The sequence below is a fragment of the Rubrivivax sp. A210 genome (genome assembly GCF_904426505.1).
GTDB lineage: Bacteria > Pseudomonadota > Gammaproteobacteria > Burkholderiales > Burkholderiaceae_C > Rubrivivax.
Window position 1 is genome coordinate 1 of the sequence record NZ_CAJGBN010000023.1, and the last position, 24,192, is coordinate 24,192.

At 69.7% G+C, this 24,192-nt stretch carries 20 protein-coding genes; 13 read left to right on the top strand and 7 right to left on the bottom strand.

Going from position 1 to position 24,192, the window contains the following annotated elements; translation table 11 throughout:
* Nucleotides 1–295 precede the first annotated feature (295 nt).
* On the top strand, nucleotides 296–448 hold the full coding sequence (locus JMV16_RS13715) for a hypothetical protein (RefSeq protein ID WP_201494850.1): 153 nt from the start codon (nucleotides 296–298) through the stop codon (nucleotides 446–448).
* A gap of 68 nt (nucleotides 449–516) precedes the next feature.
* On the opposite strand, the gene JMV16_RS13720 is transcribed toward JMV16_RS13715, so the two are convergent.
* The 3 genes from JMV16_RS13720 to JMV16_RS13730 form a co-directional block, all read right to left on the bottom strand.
* On the bottom strand, nucleotides 517–2,223 hold the full coding sequence (locus tag JMV16_RS13720) for a PAS domain S-box protein (RefSeq protein ID WP_201494851.1): 1,707 nt from the start codon (nucleotides 2,221–2,223) through the stop codon (nucleotides 517–519).
* A gap of 137 nt (nucleotides 2,224–2,360) precedes the next feature.
* Entirely contained in the window at nucleotides 2,361–3,011 is a 651-nt protein-coding gene (locus JMV16_RS13725; RefSeq protein WP_201494852.1) for a DsbA family protein, read from the bottom strand.
* A 4-nt stretch (nucleotides 3,012–3,015) separates the two neighbouring features.
* On the bottom strand, nucleotides 3,016–3,459 hold the full coding sequence (locus JMV16_RS13730) for a disulfide bond formation protein B (RefSeq protein WP_201494853.1): 444 nt from the start codon (nucleotides 3,457–3,459) through the stop codon (nucleotides 3,016–3,018).
* Between the two features lie 76 nt (nucleotides 3,460–3,535).
* Between JMV16_RS13730 and JMV16_RS13735 the strand changes: the two genes are divergently transcribed.
* Nucleotides 3,536–4,660, top strand: a complete 1,125-nt coding sequence (locus JMV16_RS13735; RefSeq protein ID WP_201494854.1) for an NAD(P)/FAD-dependent oxidoreductase — start codon at nucleotides 3,536–3,538, stop codon at nucleotides 4,658–4,660.
* A gap of 18 nt (nucleotides 4,661–4,678) precedes the next feature.
* Here JMV16_RS13735 and JMV16_RS13740 read toward each other — a convergent pair whose 3' ends face one another.
* Nucleotides 4,679–5,659: a potassium channel beta subunit family protein gene (locus tag JMV16_RS13740; protein WP_201494855.1), complete on the bottom strand. Its 981-nt coding sequence runs from the start codon at nucleotides 5,657–5,659 to the stop codon at nucleotides 4,679–4,681.
* Nucleotides 5,660–5,744: 85 nt separating this feature from the next.
* On the opposite strand from JMV16_RS13740, the gene JMV16_RS13745 reads away from it, so the two are divergent.
* Together JMV16_RS13745 and JMV16_RS13750 are read left to right on the top strand one after the other, a co-directional pair.
* Entirely contained in the window at nucleotides 5,745–6,413 is a 669-nt protein-coding gene (locus JMV16_RS13745; RefSeq protein ID WP_201494856.1) for a histidine phosphatase family protein, read from the top strand.
* Between the two features lie 47 nt (nucleotides 6,414–6,460).
* A complete protein-coding gene (locus JMV16_RS13750) occupies nucleotides 6,461–7,651 on the top strand; it encodes an FAD-dependent monooxygenase (protein ID WP_236580514.1) in 1,191 nt (396 codons plus the stop codon).
* Between the two features lie 271 nt (nucleotides 7,652–7,922).
* Here JMV16_RS13750 and JMV16_RS13755 read toward each other — a convergent pair whose 3' ends face one another.
* Both JMV16_RS13755 and JMV16_RS13760 read right to left on the bottom strand, forming a co-directional pair.
* The gene (locus tag JMV16_RS13755; RefSeq protein WP_201494857.1) at nucleotides 7,923–10,286 is read right to left on the bottom strand and encodes a hypothetical protein; all 2,364 of its coding nucleotides are present in this window, start codon (nucleotides 10,284–10,286) and stop codon (nucleotides 7,923–7,925) included.
* A gap of 406 nt (nucleotides 10,287–10,692) precedes the next feature.
* The gene (locus tag JMV16_RS13760) at nucleotides 10,693–10,899 is read right to left on the bottom strand and encodes a DUF3079 domain-containing protein (protein WP_201494858.1); all 207 of its coding nucleotides are present in this window, start codon (nucleotides 10,897–10,899) and stop codon (nucleotides 10,693–10,695) included.
* Nucleotides 10,900–11,041: 142 nt separating this feature from the next.
* Between JMV16_RS13760 and JMV16_RS13765 the strand changes: the two genes are divergently transcribed.
* The 9 genes from JMV16_RS13765 to JMV16_RS13805 all read left to right on the top strand — a co-directional run bounded on the left by JMV16_RS13765 (nucleotide 11,042) and on the right by JMV16_RS13805 (nucleotide 22,850).
* The gene (locus JMV16_RS13765) at nucleotides 11,042–12,073 is read left to right on the top strand and encodes a peptidase U32 family protein (protein WP_201494859.1); all 1,032 of its coding nucleotides are present in this window, start codon (nucleotides 11,042–11,044) and stop codon (nucleotides 12,071–12,073) included.
* Nucleotides 12,070–12,996 carry a U32 family peptidase gene (locus tag JMV16_RS13770; RefSeq protein ID WP_201494860.1) on the top strand — a complete coding sequence of 309 codons (927 nt, stop codon included), beginning with the start codon at nucleotides 12,070–12,072 and terminating at the stop codon, nucleotides 12,994–12,996. Before JMV16_RS13765 ends, JMV16_RS13770 begins: the two co-directional genes overlap by 4 nt.
* Nucleotides 12,993–13,538, top strand: coding sequence for an SCP2 domain-containing protein (locus JMV16_RS13775; protein ID WP_201494861.1), 546 nt, complete (start codon nucleotides 12,993–12,995; stop codon nucleotides 13,536–13,538). Before JMV16_RS13770 ends, JMV16_RS13775 begins: the two co-directional genes overlap by 4 nt.
* A 315-nt stretch (nucleotides 13,539–13,853) precedes the next feature.
* Complete coding sequence (locus JMV16_RS13780) at nucleotides 13,854–15,905, top strand: ribonucleoside triphosphate reductase (protein ID WP_201494862.1); 2,052 nt, start codon at nucleotides 13,854–13,856, stop codon at nucleotides 15,903–15,905.
* 34 nt (nucleotides 15,906–15,939) lie between these two features.
* The gene (gene nrdD / locus JMV16_RS24430; RefSeq protein ID WP_201494863.1) at nucleotides 15,940–16,146 is read left to right on the top strand and encodes an anaerobic ribonucleoside-triphosphate reductase; all 207 of its coding nucleotides are present in this window, start codon (nucleotides 15,940–15,942) and stop codon (nucleotides 16,144–16,146) included.
* Entirely contained in the window at nucleotides 16,124–16,807 is a 684-nt protein-coding gene (locus JMV16_RS13790) for an anaerobic ribonucleoside-triphosphate reductase activating protein (RefSeq protein ID WP_236580515.1), read from the top strand. Before nrdD ends, JMV16_RS13790 begins: the two co-directional genes overlap by 23 nt.
* Before the next feature lie 167 nt (nucleotides 16,808–16,974).
* Nucleotides 16,975–18,057 carry an HD domain-containing phosphohydrolase gene (locus JMV16_RS13795; protein WP_201494865.1) on the top strand — a complete coding sequence of 361 codons (1,083 nt, stop codon included), beginning with the start codon at nucleotides 16,975–16,977 and terminating at the stop codon, nucleotides 18,055–18,057.
* A 52-nt stretch (nucleotides 18,058–18,109) separates the two neighbouring features.
* Nucleotides 18,110–18,991 (top strand): phosphate/phosphite/phosphonate ABC transporter substrate-binding protein, encoded by an 882-nt coding sequence (locus JMV16_RS13800; RefSeq protein WP_201494866.1) that lies wholly within the window; start codon nucleotides 18,110–18,112, stop codon nucleotides 18,989–18,991.
* Between the two features lie 37 nt (nucleotides 18,992–19,028).
* Complete coding sequence (locus JMV16_RS13805; protein WP_201494867.1) at nucleotides 19,029–22,850, top strand: response regulator; 3,822 nt, start codon at nucleotides 19,029–19,031, stop codon at nucleotides 22,848–22,850.
* A 367-nt stretch (nucleotides 22,851–23,217) separates the two neighbouring features.
* Here JMV16_RS13805 and JMV16_RS13810 read toward each other — a convergent pair whose 3' ends face one another.
* Nucleotides 23,218–24,090: a LysR substrate-binding domain-containing protein gene (locus JMV16_RS13810; RefSeq protein WP_201494868.1), complete on the bottom strand. Its 873-nt coding sequence runs from the start codon at nucleotides 24,088–24,090 to the stop codon at nucleotides 23,218–23,220.
* Between the last annotated feature and the right edge of the window lie 102 nt (nucleotides 24,091–24,192).

Consider the following 24,192-nt stretch of genomic DNA (forward strand, 5'->3'; position numbering starts at 1 on the left):
CCCTCCTCTACCCCATCTCCCCTCCCTACTTCCCCCTCTCTCTTCCTTCTCCTCTCCCTCTTCCACCCCCGCGTCCTACTCTTCCTCTCTTGCTTTTTTTTTTTAATGATACGGCGACCACCGAGATCTACACTCTTTCTCTACACGACGCTCTTCCGATCTGCTGTGGGCCGCCCGCGCCTGGCAGGGCGGCGACGCGGCACGTGCGCTGGGCCTGGCCGAGCAGGCCGGCGCCTGGCTGGGCCCCGATCGGCCCGGCGACGACAACGCCGCGCGGCGCTGGCTGCAGGCGCAGGTGCTGGGCGAACAGGCGGTGGCCCTGCAGGCCCTGGGCCGCGGCGAGGCGGCGCAGGCCACCGCACGCCAGGCCGTGGCCACCTGGGGCGCCTACCCGCCGGCCCTGGCGGCCTGGGCGGCGCGCGACCAGCAGCGAGCCGGGGCGCCATAGCCGACGCCGCGCTCCGCCCCCCCGCAAAACGACCCGCAGGGAATCCGCGGCGCCTCAGGCCTCGCGCTTCATGGCTTTGCCCTGGCGGGCAGGACGACGCGGCAGGTCAGGCCGCTCTCGGGCCGGTTCTCCAGCGTGATCGTTCCACCGTGACGGGCCACGATGCCCTGGCTCAGCGGCAGTCCCAGCCCGGTGCCGCCTGCGCCGTTGCGGGTGCGGCTGCTGTCGTGGAACGGCTCGAACACCACCTTCAATTCGCTTTCGGGGATGCCGCAGCCCTGGTCAATGATCTCGAACGAAACGGCCGGCAAACTCTCGGCAGACTTCTCGCGGCGACAGGTGGTCTCACGCACGCGCCACAGCGTGGTCGCCCCGCGCCGGGAATAGCGGAAGGCGTTGCCCAGGAGGTGCTCGAAGACCTGGGTCAGGCGCGCGGGATCGCCCAGGAGGTACAGGGAGTGCGTCTGGATATCGACGGCAAGGTGCTGCCCCCACTTTTCAGCCCTCAGGCCCATCATGGCACCGATGGCATGGGCGAAATGTTCGACATCGATGTCCTGGGCGCCGGCGCCCTTCGACTCCGCGTGCTCGGCCCTCGCGTTGTCGGCCAAGGTCAGCAAGTCTTCCACCAGCCGGTGCATCTGCCGGCCGGACGACAGAATGGTGTCGAAGTAGGACTCCAGTTCTTCGAGGGGCACGTCGCGAGCCCCCAGCTTCCCGATCTCGGCATAGCCGAGGATGCCTTGGAGCGGTGTCCGCATCTCGTGGCTGGCGTTCATGATCAGCCGCGTCTTCACGGCGTTGGCGCTTTCCGCTTCCTGGCGTGCCGTGGCGAGACTGAGGGTCCGCTCGCCGACGAGGGCTTCCAGGCTCCTGCGGTGCCGGTCCAGTTCGGCGTTGGCGGCTTTCAGCAACTGGTTGGCCGCCGCCAGATCGTCGTGCGCCCGCTCGAGTTCGGACGCCTGCCGCCGCCGCTCATTGATGTCGCGGGTGACACCGACGATCTGCTTGAAATGGCCGTGCCGGTCTAAAGCCGGCGTCGCCAGCACCTCGCCCCAGTAGGGTGAGCCGTCCTTGTGGAAGTACTGCATGTCGCCGCGGAACGACTCGACCGGCAGTCTGTTCTGGATGGCGTGATGCAGCTTGCGAAAATAGTCCGCGACCAGGGCCACCGACTCGGGCGCCAGCGCTTCGTGCAGGGGCTGTGCCTTCGCCTCTTCGACGGTGAGTCCGCGCGCTCTTTCGATGGACGGACTCAGGTAGCTGATGGAACCGTCCAGTTCCATGGTCCAGACGACGTCGCTCGCGTAATCGGCCAGCAGCCGGTAGCGCTCCTCGCTGATCCTCAGCCTTTCTTCCGCCTGCACCTGGGCCGTGATGTCGCGGCCGATTCCGAGCACGCCGATCAACTGGCCGTCATCGTCCAGCAATGGCGCGATATTGGACGACTGGTGATGCCAGGGACCGTCGCCGTGTCGGATCCGGTACTCGATGTTGCACTGCTGCTCGCGCAGCAGAGCCGTCCTTTCGATGGCTGCAACACATCGGGCCAGGTCATCGGGATGGATGAGCGGCGCGTAGTCCTTGCCGATGAGTTCGCCGGGGTCGGTGCCGAAGATGTCGCGCCACTTGGGCGAGACGTACTCCAGCCGGCCCTGCAGATCCATGACGTAGGCCACGTCGTTGGCAAGCTCGATGAGGCGGCGAAAGAGCTTGTCGCCTGCCAGCAATGCGCCGGCAGGAGCTTGCAGATCGACCGGAGGCTCGTGGCTCATGACCTGCCCTCAAGATCTGGGGAAACACTGCAGCACATCGTCGGCTCGATGCCCGTACGGCATTCAAGGACTTTGCCACAGCCGCCAGCCCTTGCCGACGCACGGTGCCCTCGCACGCTCGCCCCGGCGCGGCGGCCTCAGTAGGCCTCGCGCAGCGTCTGCGCCACCAGCTGCTGCAGCTCTTCGAGCCCGAAGCTGGGCAGCGGCCGGCCGTTGACGAAGTACTCCGGCGTCTTGGTGACGTTGAGGGCGCGTGCGTCGGCGCCGTCCTGTTCGATGCGCTTCAACACCTCGGGTGCGTTCATGTCGGACTTGAGCTGGTCGAGGTTGAGGCCCAGGCCTGCGAGCACACGCCAGGCCTGTTCAGGCTGCACCACATGCTGGATCACCCATTGCGACTGGGCCGCCAGCAGGGCCTCGAGCACCTGCCAGTACTTGTCCTGGTTGCGCGCCGCCTCGAGCATCTTCACCACCTCGATGGAGCCGCGGTGCAGCGGCACAAGGCGCAGGCTCAGGCGGAGGCGCTCGGGCTCGGCGGCCAGCATCTGCTTGACGTGGGGGTAGAACGCGCGGCAGGTCTCGCAGGCAGGGTCGAGGAACTCGACGATGTGAACCTTGGCGCCGGGCCGGCCCAGCGTGGGCGCGTGGCTGCGCGACAGGCTTTGCAGATTGGCCGCGGTCTGGCGCGCAGCGGCCTGCTTCTGGCCGCTGTTGTAGACGAAGGCGGCGACGGCAAAGGTGAGCAGCAGCGCCAGCGCGGCGCCCAGGAAGACAAGCTTGCGGTTCATGGGGTCAACCTTGTTTCGGGGTCAGGCGGCGCGCCGCGAGGAGCAGCGCGCACAGGGCCGTGAAGGCCAGGAAGGACAGCAGCGGGATGGTCACGAAGCCCATCCAGCGCCAGACGGTCTCGGAACACGGCACGCCCTGGGTGCAGGGCTGCAGCCGCTCGGGCACGACGCCGGCCACCACCAGCAGGTGAAACAGCGCCAGCGCCCAGCCCGCGCCGGCCAGAGGCAGGCAGTAGCGCAGCACCTGGCGGTCGTACGGAAACAGCCCCAGCGGCAGCAGCAGCGCCAGCGGAAACATGCAGATGCGCTGCCACCAGCACAGCACGCAGGGCGGCAGCCGCATCACCTCGCTGAAGAACAGCGCCCCCAGCACCGCGCTGGCCACCACCAGCCAGGCCGCGAAGACCAGGGTCCAGGCGGTGTCGGTGGCGGGGCGGGCGGTCGTCATCGGGGCGGATTCTCCCGTAGATGAAAGCCCTGGTTGCCCGTGTATCCTGCCCCGCCCAGCCCCGCGGAGCCCTGCCTTGACCGACATCAACGTGGCCGTGATCGGCGCCGGCGTCGTCGGCCTGGCGGTGGCGCGCACCCTGGCCCAGGCCGGACACTCGGTGGTGGTGCTGGAGGCTGCCAACGCCTACGGCACCGGCGTCTCGGCGCGCAACAGCGAGGTCATCCACGCCGGCCTCTACTACGAGCCGGGCTCGCTGAAGGCGAGCCTGTGCCTGCGCGGGCGCGAGCTGCTCTATGCCTACTGCCAGGCGCGCGCCATCGCCCACCACCGCTGCGGCAAGCTGCTGGTGGCCACGCGCGAGGAAGACCGGCCCAAGCTGGCCGCCATCGCCGCACGCGCCGCCGCCTGCGGCGTGGACGACCTGCAATTCCTGAGCGGCGACGAGGCCCGCGCGCTGGAGCCGGCCCTGGCCTGCGTGGCGGCGCTGTGGTCGCCCTCGAGCGGCATCGTCGACAGCCACGGCCTGATGACCCAGTTGCTGGCCGATGCCGAGGCCGCCGGCGCCAGCCTGGCCGTGGCCAGCCCCTTTGCCGGCGCCCGCAGCGAGGGCAGGGCCTGGCGGCTGCGCAGCGGCGGTGCCGAGCCCTTCGAGATGAGTACCGGCTGGATCGTCAACTGCGCCGGCCTCGGCGCCCAGGGCGCGGCGCGGCTGATGGAGGGCTTTGACGCTGCCCGCATCCCGCCGCTGCACCTGGCCAAGGGCCACTATTTCTCGCTCGCGGCGCGCGCACCCTTCCGCCACCTGGTCTACCCGACGCCGGTGGACGGTGGCCTGGGCGTACACCTGACGCTGGACCTGGGCGGCCAGGCCCGCTTCGGCCCCGATGTCGAATGGCTGCCCGAAGGCGCCACGCCCGAGACCCTGGACTACCGCGTCGATGCCGCGCGCCAGGCCGGCTTCGAGGCCGACATCCGCCGCTACTGGCCGGGGCTGCCGGCCGGCGCTTTGCAGCCCGACTACTCCGGCGTGCGGCCCAAGCTCTCGGGCCCGGGCCAGCCGGCCCGCGACTTCCACATTGCCGGCCCGCGCGAGCACGGCTGCGAAGGCGTGGTGCAGCTCTTCGGCATCGAGTCGCCCGGGCTCACGGCCTCGCTGGCCATCGCCGAACACGTAGCGGCGATCTTGCCGCCACCCTGAGGCGGCGTCACCCGCGCGCTACTGCGCCAGGTGGGCGGTGATTGCGTCGATGCGCGCCAGCACCTCGGGCGTGAGCTTGTCGATGAGGTCCAGCGCGCCCAGGTTGGCGTGCAGCTGCGCCATCTGCGAGGCGCCGGTGATCACGGTGCTGACATGCGGGTTGTGTGCGGCCCAGGCGATGGCCAGCTGGGCCAGCGTGCCGCCCAGCTCGGCGGCGATGGGCTCGAGCTGATCGACGGCTGCGTTCTTGGCGGCGTCGACCAAGCCGTCGCGCAGGAAGGCCATGCTTTCCAGCGCGCCGCGGCTGCCCTCGGGCACGCCCTGGCGGTACTTGCCGGTGAGCAGCCCGCTGGCCAGCGGGCTCCAGGTGGTGAGGCCCAGGCCGATGTCTTCATACAGCCGCGCGTACTGCTGCTCGACGCGCTGGCGGTGGAAGAGGTGGTACTGCGGCTGCTCCACCACCGGCTTGTGCAGGTGGTGGCGCTCGGCAATCTCCCAGGCGGCGCGGATGTCGCCCGCGCTCCATTCGCTGGTGCCCCAGTACAGCGCCTTGCCCTGGGTGATCATGTCGCTCATCGCGCGCACCGTTTCCTCGATGGGCGTGTGCGGGTCGGGGCGGTGGCAGTAGACAAGGTCGATGTGCTCCAGGCCGAAGCGGCGCAGGCTGCCGTCGATGGCCTGCATCAGGTACTTGCGGTTCAGCGTGTCCTTGCGGTTGATGGCCTCGCCCTGGCGGTCAAGGCCCCAGAAGAACTTGGTGCTGACGATGTAGTTCAGCCGCGGCCAGCCCAGCTGGCGCAAGGCCTCGCCCATGATCTCTTCGCTGCGGCCGCTGGCATAGACCTCGGCGTTGTCGAAGAAGTTGACGCCGGCGTCATAGGCCGCGGCCATCATCTCGGCCGCGCGGCCAGCATCGACCTGGTTGTGGTACGTCACCCAGGAGCCGAAGGAGAGCTGGCTCACTTGCAGGCCGGCACGGCCGAGACGGCGATAGCGCATGGCGGGACTCCTGGATGCGGTGCTGCGAAGCCGGTGAGGGTAGCGCAAGCGATCCTGCCCGCCGCCCACCGCGACAATCGCCGCCATGGGAACGCTCTACCTCGTGCGCCACGGCCAGGCCAGCTTCGGCGCCGCCGACTACGACCAGCTCAGCGATCTCGGCCGGCGCCAGTGCCAGGCCCTGGGCGAGTGGATGGCCGGCCGCGGCCTCGCCTTCGAGGCCGTGCTGTGCGGCACGCTGCGCCGCCACGGGCAATCGCTGGCGGCACTGGCCCAGGGCCATGGCGCGCTGCCGCCGGCCCTGGCCTGGCCGGGCCTCAATGAGTACGACAGCGAGGCACTGATCCGCGCCGTCCACCCCGGCCCGCTGGAAACGCCGGCCACGCCCGAGGCCGTGCGCGCCCACTTTCGCCTGCTGCGCCAGGGGCTTGAGGCCTGGATCGCGGGCCTGCTATTGCCCGAGGGCATGCCCAGCCATGTGGACTTCGTCGCCGGCGTGCAGGCGGCGCTGGACCATGTGCGGCAGCACCACCAGGGCGATGTGCTGCTGGTCAGCAGCGGCGGCCCCATCGCCACCGCCGTGGCCCTGGTGCTGGGCACGGCGCCCGAGACCATGATCGATCTCAATATGCGCATCCGCAACAGCGCGCTCACCGAGTTCGTCTACACGCCCAGGCGCCACATGCTGCTGGCCTACAACCAGCTGCCGCACCTGGATGCGCCCGAGCGGCGGGCCTGGCTTACCTACAGCTGAGCGCGACGGTGGCCGGCCAATAATCGCCTTTCGACCAAGGAGACAGCGTGAACGTGACGGCATGGAATATCGCGGTGGTGGGCGCAGGCCCGGTGGGCCTGGCGCTGGCGCTGCACGCCAGCCGGCTGCTGCCGCAGGCGGCCATCACGCTGTACGACGCGCGGCCGGCCGAGCGCGATGTCTCGGGCGACCCGCGCACGCTGGCGCTGTCGCTGGGCAGCGTGCAGCTGCTGCAGCGCCTGGGGGTGTGGCCGGCGGCGTTGGCCGAGGCCATCACCGAGGTCCATGTCTCGCAGACCCCGGGCTCGGCCGTGCTGCCGCTGGGTGAGCCCGAGGTGCGCATACGCGCGGCCGATCTGGGCGAGGCCCAGCTGGGCGCCGTGCTCGCCTACGGCCAGCTGGTGGCGCCGCTGCAGCAAGCCTGGGAGGCGGCGGTGGCCGATGAGCCCGGCCGCCTGGCCAGCCGCTTCGGCACGCCGGTGTCGGCGATCAAGCCCCTGCACAGCGGCGTAGAAATCGACGCCGGCATCGCCGAGGCCTATGACCTGGCCGTGGTGGCCGAGGGCGGCGTCTTCGCCGAGCAGTCGCGCAAGGCGGTGGCGCGCGACTACCGCCAGACCGCCTGGGTCGGCACGGTCACCTTGGAAGGCGCCACGCCGGGCCGCGCCTTCGAGCGCTTCACCCGCCACGGCCCCGCCGCCCTGCTGCCCCTGCCCCACGGCGCGGACGGCGCGGCGCGCGCCTCGCTGGTGTGGTGCGTGGCGAGCGACGACGACCCGGTGCGCGAGCTGAACGCGGCCCAGCGCCTGGCCGTGCTGGCCAGCATCTTTCCGCCCGAGGCCGGCCGCTTTGTGGCGCTGACACCGCTGAAGGAGTTCGCCCTCGGGCTCAACGCCGAGCGCTCGCTGGTCAACGGCCGCACGGTGCGCATCGGCAATGCGGCCCAGACCCTGCACCCGGTGGCCGGCCAGGGGCTGAACCTGGGCCTGCGCGATGTGTACGAGCTGGTGAGCCTGCTGCGCTGGAGCGACGACATCGACGCCGCGCTGCGCCGCGCCGACTGGGCGCGCGCCGCCGATCGCTGGACCATGATCGCCGCCACCGATTTCCTGGCGCGCAGCTTCACCTGGAAGCTGCCCGGCGCGGCCCTGGCGCGCGGCCTGGGGCTGGCGGCGTTGCAGGCGGTGCCGGGGGCACGCGGCTTCCTGGCGCGGCAGATGATGTTTGGGTCCAGGTAAGCCCCGCAGCGGTCTGTGGCTCCGCCGGGCCTGGGGCGCTTGCCAGCGTGGTGCAAACGAAGTTCCTGGGCCTGTCGGCGGATGGCGATGGCAGCTTCGCTGCGAGCTGTTTCGCGCTGTCGGCCATCTGCCGACGCTCACGGCCAGCGGCTGTCCGGCATTCCGCAGCTCATCGCCGCGATCCGGGAACAGCCGGTGGTCGAGAAGATCCTCAGGCGCCTGAACCTGCGCGCCCGCGCGCCGACTGCCGGACGCTGTGAATGCTCCAAAACTAGCGGCGCGCACCGACGAAGTTGCCGGTGGTGGGCGTAGACGTCGGGTCGTTGTAGGTGCCGCTGGCGGTGCCGGCCAGGAACTGGAAGTTGCCGGCTGCCGTGCTGCCGTCGGCCGTGCTGAAGCTGAAAGCGCCGATGGTCGGGTCGGTCACGGTGACGCTGCAGACGAATGAACGGTTCAGTTCGCGGTCGAAGCAACTGGTGGTGCCGTTGGCGTTGAGCGTCACCGAAGTGTTGCCTCCGCCCACGGCAGTGGTGGCATCGCGCAGGTCCCAGGTGCCCTGGTAGCTCGTCGCCGTCAGCGCCATCGGTACGTCAGGGTCTTCGGTCGGCACACCCAATTGCGTGAGCAACGCGTCGGTGCCCTTGCGGTTCAGGCGCACCAGGTTGTTGCTGCCCACCTTGGTCTGGAAGCCGCTGTATACCGCACCGCCGCGTTCCACCAGCACACGGTTGAAGGTCAGGGCACCGGTCTGCGTCGGCAGGTTGTTGAAAGTGAGCACGCGCGCGTCGCCCAGGGTGGCGATGGTGTAGGTACCCGTACCGACGGCGCTGCAGTTGCGCGGCGAGCCGTCGGTGAAGCGCTCCTTGCAGGCGTAGTACGTGGTGCCATTGCCGGTGGTCGCGAAGCTCGCACGCATGTTGGTGTTGCCGCTGTAGTAGCCTGGTGCGGTGGCGCCGCTGTTCAGCGCCGCCGTTCCCACGCGGCCCAGGGACACGGTGCTGTTGCCCCACCAGACGTTGGGCACGTCGCTGCGGTGGACCGAGCCGGCGTACGTGAAGCTGCCCTGGCCCAAAGTGCAGGGCGTGCCAGGCTTGGCAGCGATCAGTCCTTCAAGCGTGGTGGCCAGGCTACCGTTGCTGTTGGTCGTCGGATGGTTGCAGCCGGTTCCGGGGGCCTGCGCTGATGCGGTGCCGCCTTGGGCCACCTCGGCGATGTACTGCGTGACGCGCGTGGAACTGCCCACCGGCGCCTCGACACCGCCCGGCTGGTAAGAGATGGCCTGCGCCTGCGACGTATTTACTTGGTAGAAGGCTGTGCTGCCTGCCGGGAAGGAGGCGCTCCCCAGCGCGGTGTCGGCATTGGCGATGGTGAAGCCGGTGTAGCCAGCTGCGCGCAAGGACGCGTAAAACGCCGCCATGCCCTGGCCGGAGATGTCGACCGCGCTGCGCTGGGAGGAGCCGGTGTCCAGCCCGTCGCAGTAGTTGTAGCGGTTGACCCCCTGCGCGTTGCGCACGGTGTTCTTGTTCTCGGCGTTCAGACCGCAGGCCACCCAGGTGCCGCCGTTCCAGTGCAGGTCGGCCTGGCGTGTGGGGTCGCCGCCGCTGTTCCACTTCGCCACCTTGCCGGCGACGGAGCGCATACGGCGGTCGACATAGCGCTGTTGGCCGCTGGCGTCGGGTGTGTTCTGCGCCGTGGTGCCGCTGAGCACGCGCACGAACCAGTTGCCGGCGTCGGTGTAGGTCAGCGTGTTCAAAAGCGTGAAGGCGGCCGGCGTGACGGTGGCGGCTTCGGCCGGCGCGCGTGCGGCAGCCACGGCGGTGGCGACGCCCTGCGCGGTGAGGCCGCCTCCGGCGACGATGCCCTGTGCCGCGACCGCCAGCGCGGCCGCCTTGGCCGCTGCGTCGGCAGCGCCTTGCACGGCCGGGCTGGCCAGTGCGCTGGCGATGTCAGGCAGCGCGTCGACGATGCGGCGCTGAACCAGAAGTGCCACGTCGGCTTGCGTGATGGGCCTGCCGTCGCCGGCGTTGGTGCCCACGGCGGCGGCCAGAGCCTTCAGCTGCTCCTGCACCGTGACGACGACGAGGCGGGCCACCGTGGTGGGGTCGGCGCTGCCGTCGGTTGGCGCTGCCGCCTGGGTGTAGTCGGCCAATGGCGACGACGTGAGACCCAATGCTGCCTGCACGGTCTTGGCGGCGTCGCTGCTGCCGGCGCCGCTGTCGGCCACCGTGCGCTGCACCAGCGTGGTCAGCGGACTGATCACGGCAGTCTGGTCGGCCGGCGCGCTGAGGGTGTAGGCGGTGGTCACGGGTCCATGCACGGCGTCTACCGCGTCGGTGCCCACGATGGCCAGCAGCGTGACCTTGCCGGCCTTGTCGGCCGGCACTGACAGCGAGACCTTGCCGGCGGCATCGGTACGGCCGCTGATCTCGCCGGAGTCGCAGGTGCCGCTGCCGTTTTCGTCCAGGCAGACCAGCGCGTTCGACAGCGCGCCGTCGATGACGGTGGTGCTGACAGTCACCGGCCCGGGCGGAGTTTCGGTGCTGCTGCTGCCACCCCCGCCGCCGCAGGCAGCCAGGGCCGCCAGCGCGATGGCCGACAAGCTCAGAGACACAGGTGATTGTTGGAATCTTTGCATTGCTTTTCTCCACGGTAGGGCCCTGAAATCGGGGCAGCGGGGCGACTGTAGGAAGCTCCACGACTCGCGCCATCACCAGGATTCATGAACTCCGATTGCGGGGATGCGGGAACCCAGCGCGCAGCCATCCCTTCGTTCAGCGAAGTTCAGGACGACGAACGATTTCTGTCCAGGAGGGAGGCACGTTCGCCGCCCCTGTACGGGCGTCGTTCCAAGGCTCGCTGCCTATTCAGTCCGTTCAGGGTCGGCTTTCGGGCGCGCAATCTGGCCCGGCGGACATCAGGAAGGGGTCGTGAAGGGCCTCTTGCCCTGCCACCCGACAGCAGGCCCCCGACCGTCTCGACACCCAATCGCAGAACAGCCTGGCGCAGCGTGCCAGCCGGCAAGCCGCCGCGCCTTCGTTCGCTCAGGCCGCCGCAACGGCTTCGGCTTCGACGGCTTTCGCCTCGGCGTCGCAACCCCATTCCTGCCAGTCGGCACCGAACATTTCCACCGGGTGCTGGGTGCGCTCGGAGCCGTTGCCGCAGATCAGCGCGTCGGCCGGGCAGTAACGGTCGCAGCCCCAGCACAGGCGCTCGGGGTGGGGCGGGTTGACGGGAAATTTCTTGGCCATGGGGCGTGTTTGCGACAGCTGCCGATTGTCCCGCGCCCCGCTGTCGCCTGTCTGTCGGCCTGTTCCCGCCACGCCACGGCAAGGCCACCGGGCTTGATGCGGGTCAATTTTTCGCGCGGCGCCCTCTCGACAATTCCGGCCGATGACGATTCCTCACACCCGACCGGAGCTGGTCGCCCCGGCCGGCTCGCTGCGTGCGCTCAAGCTCGCGGTGGATGCCGGCGCCGACGCGGTCTACCTGGGCCTGCGCAACGCCACCAATGCGCGCAATTTCGCCGGCCTCAATTTCGACCTGCCGCAGATCCGCGAGGGCGTGGCCTATGCCCACGCACGCGGGCGCAAGGTGCTGGTGGCGCTCAACACCTTTGTGCGCGCCGCCGACCCCAAGCCCTGGTATGAGGCCGTCGACTGCGCGGCCGAGCTGGGCGCCGACGCGCTGATCTGCGCCGATGTCGCGGTGATGGCCTATGCGCGCGACCACCACCCGGCGCTGCGCCTGCACCTGTCGGTGCAGGCCTCGGCCACCAGCCACGAGGCCATCGCCTTTTACCGCCAGCACTACGGCATCCAGCGCGCCGTGCTGCCGCGCGTGCTGACGCTGTCGCAGGTGGGCCATCTGCTGCGCAACGCCGAGGTCGAGATCGAGGTCTTCGGCTTCGGCAGCCTGTGCGTGATGGTCGAGGGCCGCTGCGCGCTGTCCTCCTACGCCACCGGCCAGTCGCCCAACAACGCCGGCGTCTGCTCGCCGCCCTCGGCCGTGCGCTGGACCGACACGCCCGCGGGCGTGGAATCGCGCCTGGGCGGCCTGCTGATCGACCGCTACGCGCCCGACGAGCCGCGCGGCTACCCCACGCTGTGCAAGGGCCGCTTCGACGTGGGCGGCCGGCGCGACTACGCCATCGAGGAGCCGACCAGCCTCAACACCCTGGCCATCCTGCCCGAGCTGATGGCCATCGGCGTGCGCGCCATCAAGCTCGAAGGCCGCCAGCGCAGCCCCGCCTATGTCGAGCAGATCACGCGCGTTTGGCGCCAGGCCATCGACGCCGCGGCCACCGCTGCGGCCGCCGGCGCGCCCGGGCGCTACCGCGTCGAGCCGGCCTGGACCGCGACCCTGGGCCATCTGGCCGAGGGCCAGCAGCACACCCTGGGCGCCTACGAAAGGCCGTGGCAATGAACACCCCACAAGGTGGCGATTCGGCGCGCATCGCCCTCACCGTCGGCCCCGTGCCCTATTTCTGGGGCCGCCAGGCGCTGACCGACTTCTATGCCGAAGTCGCCGACTCGGCCGCCGACAGCGTGGTGCTGGGCGAGACCGTCTGCTCGCGCCGGCGCGAGTTCAAGACCGACGATTGGCTGGCGCTGGCGCGCGAGCTGGCGGCGGCCGGCAAGGAAGTCGTGCTGGCGACGCTGAGCCTGGTCGAATCCGAGGCCGACCTGAAGCGCCTGCGCCGCATTGCCGAGCAGGGCGACTTCCTGGTCGAAGCCGGCGATGTCTCGGCCATCAATGTGCTCTCGGGCAGTGGCGCGCGCTATGTGCTGGGGCCGCACATCAATGTCTACAGCCGTGCCACGCTGGACGAATACCGGCGCCTGGGCGCGGCGCGCTGGGTGCCGCCGCTGGAGCTGTCGCTGGCCGACCTCGCGCACATCAACGCTGGCGGCGCAACGCTGGCCACCGAGGTCTTCGGCTACGGCCGCATGCCGCTGGCCTTCTCGGCGCGCTGCTTCACCGCCCGCCACCACGGCCTCACCAAGGACCAGTGCGAATTCCGCTGCCGCGACGACGCCGACGGCCTGCTGCTCAAGACCACCGACGGCCGGCCCTTCCTGGTGCTCAACGGCATCCAGACGCAGTCGGCGGCGCGGGCCTGCCTGCTGGCCGAGCGCGAGGCGCTGCTGGCTGCCGGCGCGAGCCGGGTGCGGCTGTCACCCACCTCGCGCGGCTTCGCCCTGGCCATCGCCCACTTCGACGCCGTGCTGAACCGCGGCCAAGACCCTGCCGACGCGCTGCGCGCGCTGGCCGACCCCGCCCTGGCGGGCCCGCTGGCCGACGGCTATGCCCACGGCCGCGCCGGCATCGATTGGAGCCACGCATGAAGCTGCCCCTGCCGCCCTTCCCTTCCTTCCCGTCTCTGCCGTCGTTCGCGGCCTTGCCCAGCCTGCCGAAGCTGCCGTCACTGGCCAGCCTGCCCCCGCTGCCCAAAGGCCTGCCCCGGCCCACCCTGCCGTCGCCGCAAGCCTTGTCGGCCGCGGCAGTGCGGCTGCGCCCGCTGGTGCAGCGCCTGCCCATGCAGCCGCCGGCCCTGGTGGCCAGCCTGGCGCTGGACCGCTGGCTGCTGCCGCGCCTGCCCGCCGACGCACGCGCCGCGCTGTCGGAGCGCTGCGTCGAGGTGGCGGTCACCGATGTCGGCCTCACGCTGCGCCTGTGCCTGGGCCCGCGCGGCTTTGCCCCGGCGCCGCAGCGCGCCCCGGTGGCGCTGCGCATCGCCGCCGCCACGCCCGACTTCTGGCGCCTGCTCAGCGGCAAGGACGACGCCGACCGCCTGTTCTTCGAGCGCGCCCTGGTGATGGAGGGCGACACCGAACTCGGCCTGGTGCTGAAGAACACGCTGGATGCCATCGGGCCCCTCTGGGCCTGACTCCTGCGTTTGGCCCCTCTGGGCCTGACTCCTGCGTTTGGCCCCTCTGGGCCTGACTCCTGCGTTTGGCCCCTCTGGGCCTGACTCCTGCATTCGGGCCGCTGTGGTCCTGATCTGGGCCTGAACCTGACCAAGGGGCGCTGCAGCGCCCCTTTTTTCTTGGCCCCGGCTGTCGCGCCGCCACGGCGCGGGCAACCCGAGGCGCCGCAAAACTTGATCCAGATCATGTTTCGCGGCGCGGCCTCTTGTCGCTTTGGGTACACCACATATAGTGCCCGAACTCGACAAACACACTACATATAGTGTCCAGCCGCCATGACCGACTCGACTGAACCGCAGCACCTTGCCGCCGCCGGCTGGCCCGTGGCCGTCATCAAGCGCGAGGGCCGCACGGTCGGCTTCGACGCCGACAAGATCCGCTTCGCGCTTGCCCGCGCCGGCGTCGCCACCGGCGAATTCGACGACGATCAAGCGCAGGCACTGACCCGCTGCGTCGTCGACCGCCTGCGCGGCCGCGTCACCGGCATCGAGCAGATCCAGGATCTGGCCGAGCGCGTGCTGCAGGAGGCCGGCCACTACGACACCGCACGCGCCTACATCGTCTACCGCGAGCAGCGCCGCACGGCGCGCATCGACGAGGCCGTGGCCATCGACGTCGGTCGCTCGGTGAATGAGTACCTGGGCCGCCAGGACTGGCGCGTACAGGCCAATGCCAACCAGGGCTATTCGCTGGGCGGGCTGATCCTCAATGTCTCTGGCAAGGTGATCGCCAACTACTGGCTCGAGCACGTCTACCCGCGCGAGGTGGGCGTGGCCCACCGCGAGGCCGATTTCCACATCCACGATCTCGACATGCTGGCCGGCTACTGCGCCGGCTGGTCGCTGCGCACCCTGCTGCACGAGGGCCTGAACGGCGTGCCGGGCAAGGTGGAGTCGGGCCCGCCCAAGCACCTGAGCAGCGCCGTCGGCCAGATCGTCAACTTCCTCGGCACGCTGCAGAACGAATGGGCCGGCGCCCAGGCCTTCAGCAGCTTCGACACCTACCTGGCGCCCTATGTGCGCAAGGATGCGCTGACGTATGAGCAGGTGCAGCAATGCCTGCAGGAGCTGATCTACAACCTCAACGTGCCCTCGCGCTGGGGCACGCAGACGCCCTTCACCAACCTCACCTTCGACTGGACCTGCCCGGCCGACCTGCGCGAGCAGGTGCCGGTGATAGGCGGCATTGAAATGCCCTTCATGTACGGCGAGTTGCAGGCCGAGATGGACATGATCAACCGCGCCTACATCGCCGTGATGATGCAGGGCGATGCCAAGGGCCGGGCCTTCACCTTCCCCATTCCCACCTACAACATCACGCGCGATTTCGACTGGGAACACCCGAACACCGAGCGCCTGTTCGAGATGACGGCCAAGTACGGCCTGCCCTACTTCCAGAACTTCCTCAATTCCGATCTCGAGCCGCACATGGTGCGCTCGATGTGCTGCCGGCTGCAGCTGGACCTGCGCGAGCTGCTCAAGCGCGGCAACGGCCTCTTCGGCTCGGCCGAGCAGACCGGCTCGCTGGGCGTGGTGACCATCAACTGCGCGCGCCTGGGCTATCTGTATGCCGGCGACGAGGCAGCACTGCTGGCCCGCACCGATGAGCTGATCGAGCTGGCGCGCACCAGCCTGGAAATCAAGCGCAAGGTCATCCAGGCCCACATGGACAACGGTCTGTTCCCGTACACCAAGCGTTATCTCGGCACGCTGCGCAACCACTTCTCGACGCTGGGCGTGAACGGCATCAACGAGATGATCCGCAACTTCACGGCCGACCGCGAGAACATCACCACGCGCTGGGGCGAAGACTTTGCGCTGCGCTACCTCGACCACATCCGCGAACGCATCGTGCTGCTGCAAGAGCAGACCGGCCACCTCTACAACCTCGAGGCCACGCCGGCCGAGGGCACGACCTACCGCTTCGCCAAGGAAGACAAGAAGCGCCTGCCCGGCATCCTGCAGGCCGGCACGGCCGAGCAGCCCTACTACACCAACTCCTCGCAGCTGCCGGTGGGCTTCACGGCCGACCCCTTCGAGGCGCTGGAGCGGCAGGAGGCGCTGCAGCGCAAGTACACCGGCGGCACCGTGCTGCACCTGTACCTGGGCGAGCGCGTGTCGTCGGCCGTGGCCTGCCGCGAGCTGGTGCGGCGCGCGCTGATGCGTTTTCGCCTGCCCTATGTCACGGTCACCCCGACTTTCTCGATCTGCCCGCAGCACGGCTACCTGGCCGGCGAGCACACTTACTGCCCCCATTGCGACGAGGAGGCACTGGCGCGCAAGGCGTCGGTTGCAGCCAAGGCCGCGCTCGAGGCAGCACGGCCCTGAAGGCATAACGGCATCCAAACCAGGAGGACACACCTTGAACACGCGCCAGACCCCCCTCGCCCACCCGCAATTGGAAGAACACGAACGTCAACGCTGCGAGGTGTGGACGCGCGTGATGGGCTATCACCGGCCCATGGCCTCGTTCAATGTCGGCAAGCAGGGCGAATTCAACGAACGCCGCTATTTCTGCGAGCCGCGCCAGACCGCAACCCGGGAAATTGAAGCCCTCACCCACGCTTGAAGTCGGCGGCTTCACGCCGCTGAGCACGACCGACTGGCCCGGCCGCCTGGCCGCGGTGGTCTTCGTCCAGGGCTGCCCCTGGGCCTGCGGCTATTGCCACAACCCCGAGCTGCGGCCCCGCTGCGCCTCGCGCGGCCCGAGCTGGCCCGAGGTGCTGGAGACGCTGACGCGTCGCGTCGGCCTGCTCGATGGCGTCGTCTTCAGCGGCGGCGAGCCGACCTTGGACCCGGGCCTGGGCGCCGCCATCGAACAGACGCGCACGCTGGGCTTCCAGATCGGCCTGCATACCGCCGGCATCTACCCCGAGCGGCTCGCAAGGCTGCTGCCCCAGATCGACTGGGTGGGCCTGGACCTCAAGACCGAATTCGGTGACTACGACGAGGTCACCGGCCGCCGCGGCAGCGCCACGGCGGCGCGGCGCGCGCTCGAGCTGCTGCTGGCCAGCGGCATCGCCCACGAGCTGCGCACCACCTACGACCCCGCCCTCGTGAGCGACGAGGCGCTGCGCTCGCTGGCGCGCCTGATCAAGTCGGCCGGCGCACGCGACTGGGTCATCCAGCGCTGCCGCTCGGCCGAAGGCGTGGACAAGCCCCTGCCCAAGGAAGCCTTGCTCCAGGCCCTGCGCCGCGAGCTGCCCGAGCTGAGCCTGCGTGCGGTATAGCACCGAACTGAGACGATAAAGCCGCCCTCCTCGGCGTTCCGGCGGCGCATACCCCGCCTAGCATGTGGCATGCGCGCCTCGTCTCGCACACCCTTGCTGTCGCCCGCGGGCATGGCCGGCGGTGATGGCATACCCGATGCGCGCCCACCACCGAACGGGGTCGCTTGATGAAGGTCGTGATCGTCGACGACGTGCAGATGAACGTCACGCTGCTGCAGCACCTGGTGCGCAAGCTGGCGGACTGCGAGGCCCACTCCTTCACCGATCCGCACAAGGCGCTGGCCTGGTGCCAGGACGGCGAACCCGACCTCATCGTCACCGACTACATGATGCCGGGGCTCAACGGCATCGAGCTGGTGCAGCGTCTGCACGAGCGCCTGCCCGACGTGCCGACGCTGATGATCACGGCCAATCACGAGAAGGAGCTGCGCCACGAGGCGCTGCAGGCCGGCGTCACCGACTTCCTCAACAAGCCGCTGGACAACACCGAGTTCCTGGCCCGGGCGCGCAATATGCTGGCGCTCTCGGTCAGCCGCAAGAAGCTGGCCGACCGCGCCCAGTGGCTGAAGGAAGAAGTGGACAAGGCGACGCAGGATCTCGCGCGCCAGGCCCACGAAACCATACTCTGCCTGTCGCGGGCGGCCGAGCACCGCGACCCCGAGACCGGCGCCCACATCCTGCGCATGTCGCACTACTCGCGCCACATCGCGCGCTGCCTGGGCCTGTCGCAGGCCGACCAGGACCTGCTGCTGGCCGCCGCGCCCATGCACGATGTGGGAAAAGTTGGCACGCCCGATCTCATCCTGCTCAAACCCGGTCCACTCACCGCCGAAGAGTTCGAGGTGATGAAGCTGCATACCGTGATCGGCTGGAAAGTGCTCAAGGAGAGCACGTCACCGCTGCTGCAGAAGGCAGCCGAAATCGCCTACACCCACCACGAGCGTTATGACGGCAGCGGCTATCCGCGCGGCCTGGCCGGCGGCATGGTGGGCGACAGGATTCCGATCTTCGGCCGCATCGTCGCGGTGGCCGATGTCTTCGACGCGCTGACCTCGGCACGGCCCTACAAGCGCTCGTGGACGATAGAGCGCTCGCTGGCCCTGCTCGACGAAGGCCGCGGCAAGCACTTCGACCCCGCCTGCGTCGACGCCTTCCTCAACGACTGGGACGAAGTGCTCGAGATCAAGCAGCGCTTCGCCGACGAAGCGGCCATCGAGGCCGCCGCCGAAGCGGCCGAGTCGATCCGATGAACCGCGCGAGCTGCCGCCACGGCAGCCCCGCATCCACCACCAGGAGTTGTCCATGAGCCCCCACATCCGCCGCCGCCGCGCCCTGGCCCTGCTGCCCTCGCTTGCCGCGCTGGCGGGCCTGGCCGGTCTGTCCGTGGCGGGCACGGCCCGCGCCGAGGAAGCGCAGAAGTACCAGTTCTCGCCCGTCAACCAGTACGGGCTCGAACTCACGGCGCGCTACTGGAACCCCATCATCGAGTACGTCTCGCGCAAGTCGGGCATCAAGCTCGAGCTGAAGATCGGCCGCACCTCGGCCGACACCACCGCCTACGTGATCGCCAAGGAGGTGGACTTCGTGTTCTCCAACCACCTCTTCAGCCCCGACCGCGAAAGCCTGGGCTGGCGCGTCTTCGGCCGCCGCCAGACACCGCCCATCCATTCCCAGATCCTGGTGCTGGCCGACTCGCCGGTGCAAAAGCTCGAACAGCTCTCCGACCAGGCCGTGGCCTTCCCCGGCCCCGAGGCCCTGGTGGCCTACAAGTTCCCCTATGCCGAGCTGATCAACCGCAAGATCCCGGTGCAGGTGGTGTTCGGCGGCAATGCCGATGGCGCCTACGCCCAGCTGGTGAGCGGCAAGGTCAAGGCGGTGGGCGCCAATTCGCAGCTCACCGAAGGCTGGGTCAAGCGGGAGAACAAGACGGTGCGCGTGCTGTGGCAGTCGGCGCCGCTGCACGACCTGGCGCTGATGGTCTCGCGCAAGGTCAACGACAAGGATCTGGCGGCCGTGAGCCAGGCCTTCTTCGGCATGGCCGCCGACCCCCAGGGCCGCGAAGTCCTGGCCGCCGCCTCCGAGCTGGTCAAGCTGCCGGCCAAGACGGCCTTCGTCACCTCCGACGGCTCGGAGTACAGCGGCTACCGCGCCTTCTACAAGTCGGCGCCGCCCAACCTGCGCTGAGCCCTCGAGCCTGATGTCCAGGGGCCGATCCGTGCGCATGCTCAGGCACCTGGCGCCGCGGTCCATCACCAACCAGGTGTTCGCGCTCTATGGCGCGACGCTGTTCTGCTTCGTCTTCGGTGGCCTGGCGCTGTTCCTGAACATGCAGGTGCGCGCCTCGATGGCCAACGCCGAGAAGTCCTCGGTGATGCTGCTGGAGGTGGTGGTCCAGGCGATCCAGGACAGCGTGGTGATCGGCGACTACGACACCGTGCGCCGCGTGCTCGACCGCGGCATCAAGGGCTCGGTGTTCAGCCGCGCCGCCTTCATCGACATGAGCGGCGGCCAGATCAATTTCGAGGACGCCGACGAAGAGACGCACCATGCGCCGGCCTGGCTGGTCGCCCGCGTGAGTTCGGAACTGGACGATGTCAACCGTGTCATCACCGTGGGCGGCAAGGACTACGGCCTGCTGCGGCTGCACTATGACGCCGAGGCCGTGGCCGCCGATCTTTGGGCACTGCTGCGTTCGTCACTGCTGGTGGGCGTGACAGGGCTGCTGGGTGGCCTCGCGCTGATCCACATCCCGCTCAAACGCTGGCTGGGCGGGCTGGAACGGTTGCGCCGGCTCACGCGCGACCTCGGCACCGGCAGCCTGGACACGTCGGCCATCGACGCCAGCCGCGAGCCGCTGGAGATACGCCGCGTTCTCGAGATGCTGGATCAGACGGCACGGCTGATGCGTGAGCGAGAAGCCGGGCGCCGCGCGCTGGACAACCAGAAGTTCGCGGTCGACCAGCATGCCATCGTCAGCATCGCCAACCGCGCCGGCAACATCACCTACGCCAACGACCGCTTCTGCGACATCAGCGAGTACTCGCGCGAGGAGCTGCTCGGCAGCAACCACCGCATGCTGCGCTCGGGCCTGCACACGCCGGCCTTCTATGTCGAGCTCTGGCAGACCATCACCGCCGGCCTCGTCTGGCACGGCGAGATCTGCAACCGCAAGCGCGGTGGTGCGCTGTACTGGGTCAATGCCACCATCGTGCCGCTGATGGGCGATGACGGCCGGCCCGATCAGTACATCGCGATCCGCACCGACATCAGTGACCGCAAGACCATCGAGGCTCGGCTGCAGAGCCATTTGCTGTTCTTCGAGCGCATCAGCGAGACCTTGGGCGAGGGTGTCTATGTGCAGGACAGCGAGGGCTACTGCACCTACGTCAACGCCGAAGCCGAGCGCCTACTGGGCTGGTCGCGCGAAGAGTTGGTCGGCCGCAAGGTGCATGAGACCATCCACCATCAGACGGCCGACGGCAGCCCGCTGGCCGCCGAAGACTGCCCTGTCAAATGCGCAGTCGAGTTGCTGGGCGAGGCGCACCTGGAAGACCAGGTCTTCACGCGCAAGGACGGAAGCACCTTCCCGGTCTCGCTGGTCTCAAAGGCGGTCCACGACGCCGCGGGCCGGCCCGACGGCACCGTGGCAGCCTTTCAGGACATCAGCGAACGCCAACGCAGTGAGCTGACCCTGCGCCTGACGCAGGAGCGCCTGAACCTCGCGCTCGAAGGCTCGGCAATGGCGCTGTGGGACTGGGAGATCGCGAACAACCGCATGTTCGTCAGCGACCGCGGCGCCGAGCTGTTCGGCGAACCGGCCGAGGCGCGCTGGATGGACAGCCGGGCGCTGCTGGAGGCCATCCACGCGGACGAAGCAGAGGCCGTGCGCCAGGCTCTGATGGCGGCGATCACCGGCATCAAACCCTATTTCAAGGAGGAGTTCCGCATGTACCGGCGGGGCAGCGGCGACTGGAACTGGGTGAGCTGCCACGGCATGGTGGTGGAGCGCGACGCCCAGGGTCGCGCCACGCGCATGACCGGCACGGCCGCCGGTATCGGCGAGCGCAAGGCGGCCGAGCGCGACCTGCTGCAGGCCAAGGAAGCGGCCGAGCGCGCCAGCCGCGTGAAGAGCGACTTCCTGGCCAATATGAGCCACGAGATCCGCACGCCCATGAACGGCGTCATCGGCATGACCGAGCTGGCCCTGGACACCGAGCTGAGCGAAGAACAGCGCGGCTACCTGAACCTGGTCAAGGGCTCGGCCGATGCGCTGCTGGACATCATCAACGACATCCTCGACTTCTCCAAGATCGAGGCCGGCCGCATGACGCTGGAGAGCATCGCCTTCGACCTCGATGCCCTGCTGCGCACCACGCTCAAGGCGATGGCGCTGCGCGCCCACCAGAAGGGGCTCGAGCTGCTGCTGCACATGGCGCCCGGCGTGCCCGAGCGCCTGGTCGGCGACCCCGGCCGGCTGCGCCAGGTGATCGTCAACCTGGTCGGCAATGCGATCAAGTTCACCGAAACTGGCGAGGTCGAGCTCGCGGTGTCGCGGGTGGACACCGGCACAGGCTCGCTGGCCGTGCTGTGCTTCGAGGTGCGCGACACCGGCATCGGCATCCCCGAGGACAAGCAGAAGACGGTGTTCGAGTCGTTCTCGCAGGCCGACACCTCGACCACGCGCAACTATGGCGGCACCGGGCTGGGCCTCAGCATCTCGGCCCAGCTGGTGGCCATGATGGGCGGGCGCATAGGCCTGGCCAGCGAACCCGGCCGCGGCAGCACCTTCGACTTCACGATAGAGCTGCCGGTGCTGCCCGAAACACAACTGACCGCGCCCGCGCGCCTGGCCGGCCTGCACGCGCTGGTGGTTGACGACAACGCCAGCAGCCGCGGCGTGCTGTCGCAGATGCTGCAGGGCTTTGCCATGCACGCCCGTGCCGTGGCCGGCGGCGCCGCCGCACTCGAAGAGCTGCAGGCCGCCGCGGCCGAGGGCCGGCCCTATGACCTCGCGCTCATCGACCTGCAGATGCCCGGCATGGACGGCTTCGAGCTGGCCGCGCGCCTGCGCAGCAGTGCAAGCCTGGCCGGCCTGCCGCTGCTGATGCTGAGCGCCGAAAGCCGCCGCGGCGACGCCGAGCGCTGCCGCGAACTGGGCATTGCCGCCCACCTGATGAAGCCGGCGTCCAAGTCCGAGCTGCACGACGCGCTGCTGACGGCGCGCGGAGAGCCGCCCGCGGGCCGCGGCAACGCGGCGGCCCGCCAGGCGCCCAGGGAGTCGCGCCACCGGCTGGCCCTGCTGCTGGCCGAGGACAACAAGGTCAACCAGACGCTGGCCGTGCGCCTGCTCGAGAAGCTGGGCCACAGCGTCACCGTGGCCGGCAACGGCGCCGAGGCGCTGCAGTGCTGGCAGCAGGGCCGCTTCGACGCCATCCTGATGGACGTGGACATGCCGGTGCTGAACGGCTACCAGGCCACGCAGAAGATCCGCGAGCTGGAGGCGGGCAGCGACCGGCGCATCCCCATCGTCGCGATGACGGCGCACGCAATGAAGGGGGCGCGCGAGGAATGCCTGCAGCAGGGCATGGACGGCTACCTCACCAAGCCCATCGATACCGAGGCGCTGTGGCAGCAGCTCGACGCCATCGCCCAGGCGGCCTCTTCCGCCGGCCGGCTGCAGGCCGACGCCCAGGCCCCGGAGGCCGAAGAGCCGCCACCGCGCGTCGCCGACTTCGACGCCACGCGCGAACGCATGGACCACAGCCAGGAGCTGTACGAGATCATCGTCGAGCAGTTCCGCGCCGACGCGCCGCTGCAGCTGGCGCGCGTGCGCCAGGGCCTGCAGGCGGGCGACGCCCAGGAAGTGCGCAGCGGCGCCCACGCGCTCCAGGGCATGGTGGTCATCTTCGGCGCCGAGCGCACCCAGCGCGCCGCGGCGCGGCTCGAAGCCCGGCCCGACGGCGCCGAGACGGCCGCGGCGGTCGTGGAACTGGAAGCCGCCTTCGCCGAGCTGCAGGGCGCGGTCGACGCCTTCCGCTGGTAGCAGGCAGGCCGGGCCCGGCGGTCCGGGTGGAACCAGACCGCGCAGCGCAAGCCGGCTTCGGGGTGGCGCGGGTTAACCCGCAGTGAGCAATCCTCGCCGGCGGCCTGAACAAGTTTCGCTTGTGCCCTGCCACCCGCGCGCCGAGCATGCGCGTCCAGCGGCGGCCGGCGGGTTGCCGCGACGGTCCGCGCCCGCGGCCCACCCATTCAGACGATGCACCCGGAGGCCGCCATGGCAAGGCAACAGATCGATGACCCATGGGGCAGCATGGCGCTGTTGACCGCCCTGCAGGCGGCGAGCGATGGGCTCTTCGTCGCCCTTCATCCTTGAGATGGCCACCCCCGCCCGCCCGGCGGGCCCGGCCTCGTCAGGCAAAGGTCACGCCCAGCCATTCGACGAAGGCCGCCACCTCGGGCCGTTCGGCGAGTTCGCGCTCGACCAGCACATGGTAGGTGCTGGCGGCCGCCACCGAGATGCCGAACAGCGGCAGCAGCTGCGCCGTCGACGTCCAGTTGCCGGCAATGCGCAGCGGGCAGATGGCCAGGCCCAGGCCGCTGGCCGCGGCCTCGAGCAGGATGCCCAGGTCGGTGAAGACGAGGCCGCGCGCCGGCTCGGGCCAGTCCAGGCCGGCGGCCTCGAACCAGGGCTTCCAGGGCACGAGCGGGCTGCGCAGCAGCTCGGCGCGCGCCAGGTCGGCCGGCTCGTGCAGCGCCAGCCGCGCGGCGCTGGCGGGCGCGGCCAGCACCTGCACGCGGTCGTCGAAGAGCCTGGTGGTCTGCCGCTCGTCGAAGGGCGCGCGGCCGAAGCGGATGTCGACATCGTGGCGCTCGGGCTTGTCCTGCATCGGGGCGGCCACCGCCACCTCGATCTCGATCTCGGGCCACTGGCGGTAGAACTCCGGCAGGCGCGGCATCAGCAAGTTGCGCGCAAAGGTGGGCGGCGAACCCACGCGCAGGCGCACCGGCCGGGTTTCGCCGCCGCAGGACAGGTGGGCCAGGCGGTCGAAGGCCTCGCGCACGCCGGCCAGGTAGCGGCGGCCGGCGGCGCTCAGGCGCACGCCGGTGTGGCTGCGCTCGAACAGCTGCTCGCCAAGCTGGGCCTCGAGCAGGCGGATGCGGTGGCTTACCGCGCTGGGCGTGATGCACAGCTCACCCGCGGCCTGGGCAAAGCCGCCCAGCCGCGCCGCGCTCTCGAAGGCGCTGAGCGCGTGGATGGGGGGCAGTCGGGGCGGTCGGGCCATGCGGCCTTTCATGCGGCCTTGACAGGCGCCGCTCAGGGTGCAAATTCTAGGATGAGGGTAGGCTACGGCCGCCCCCGCAAACAAAGCAAGCAGGAGACGCAG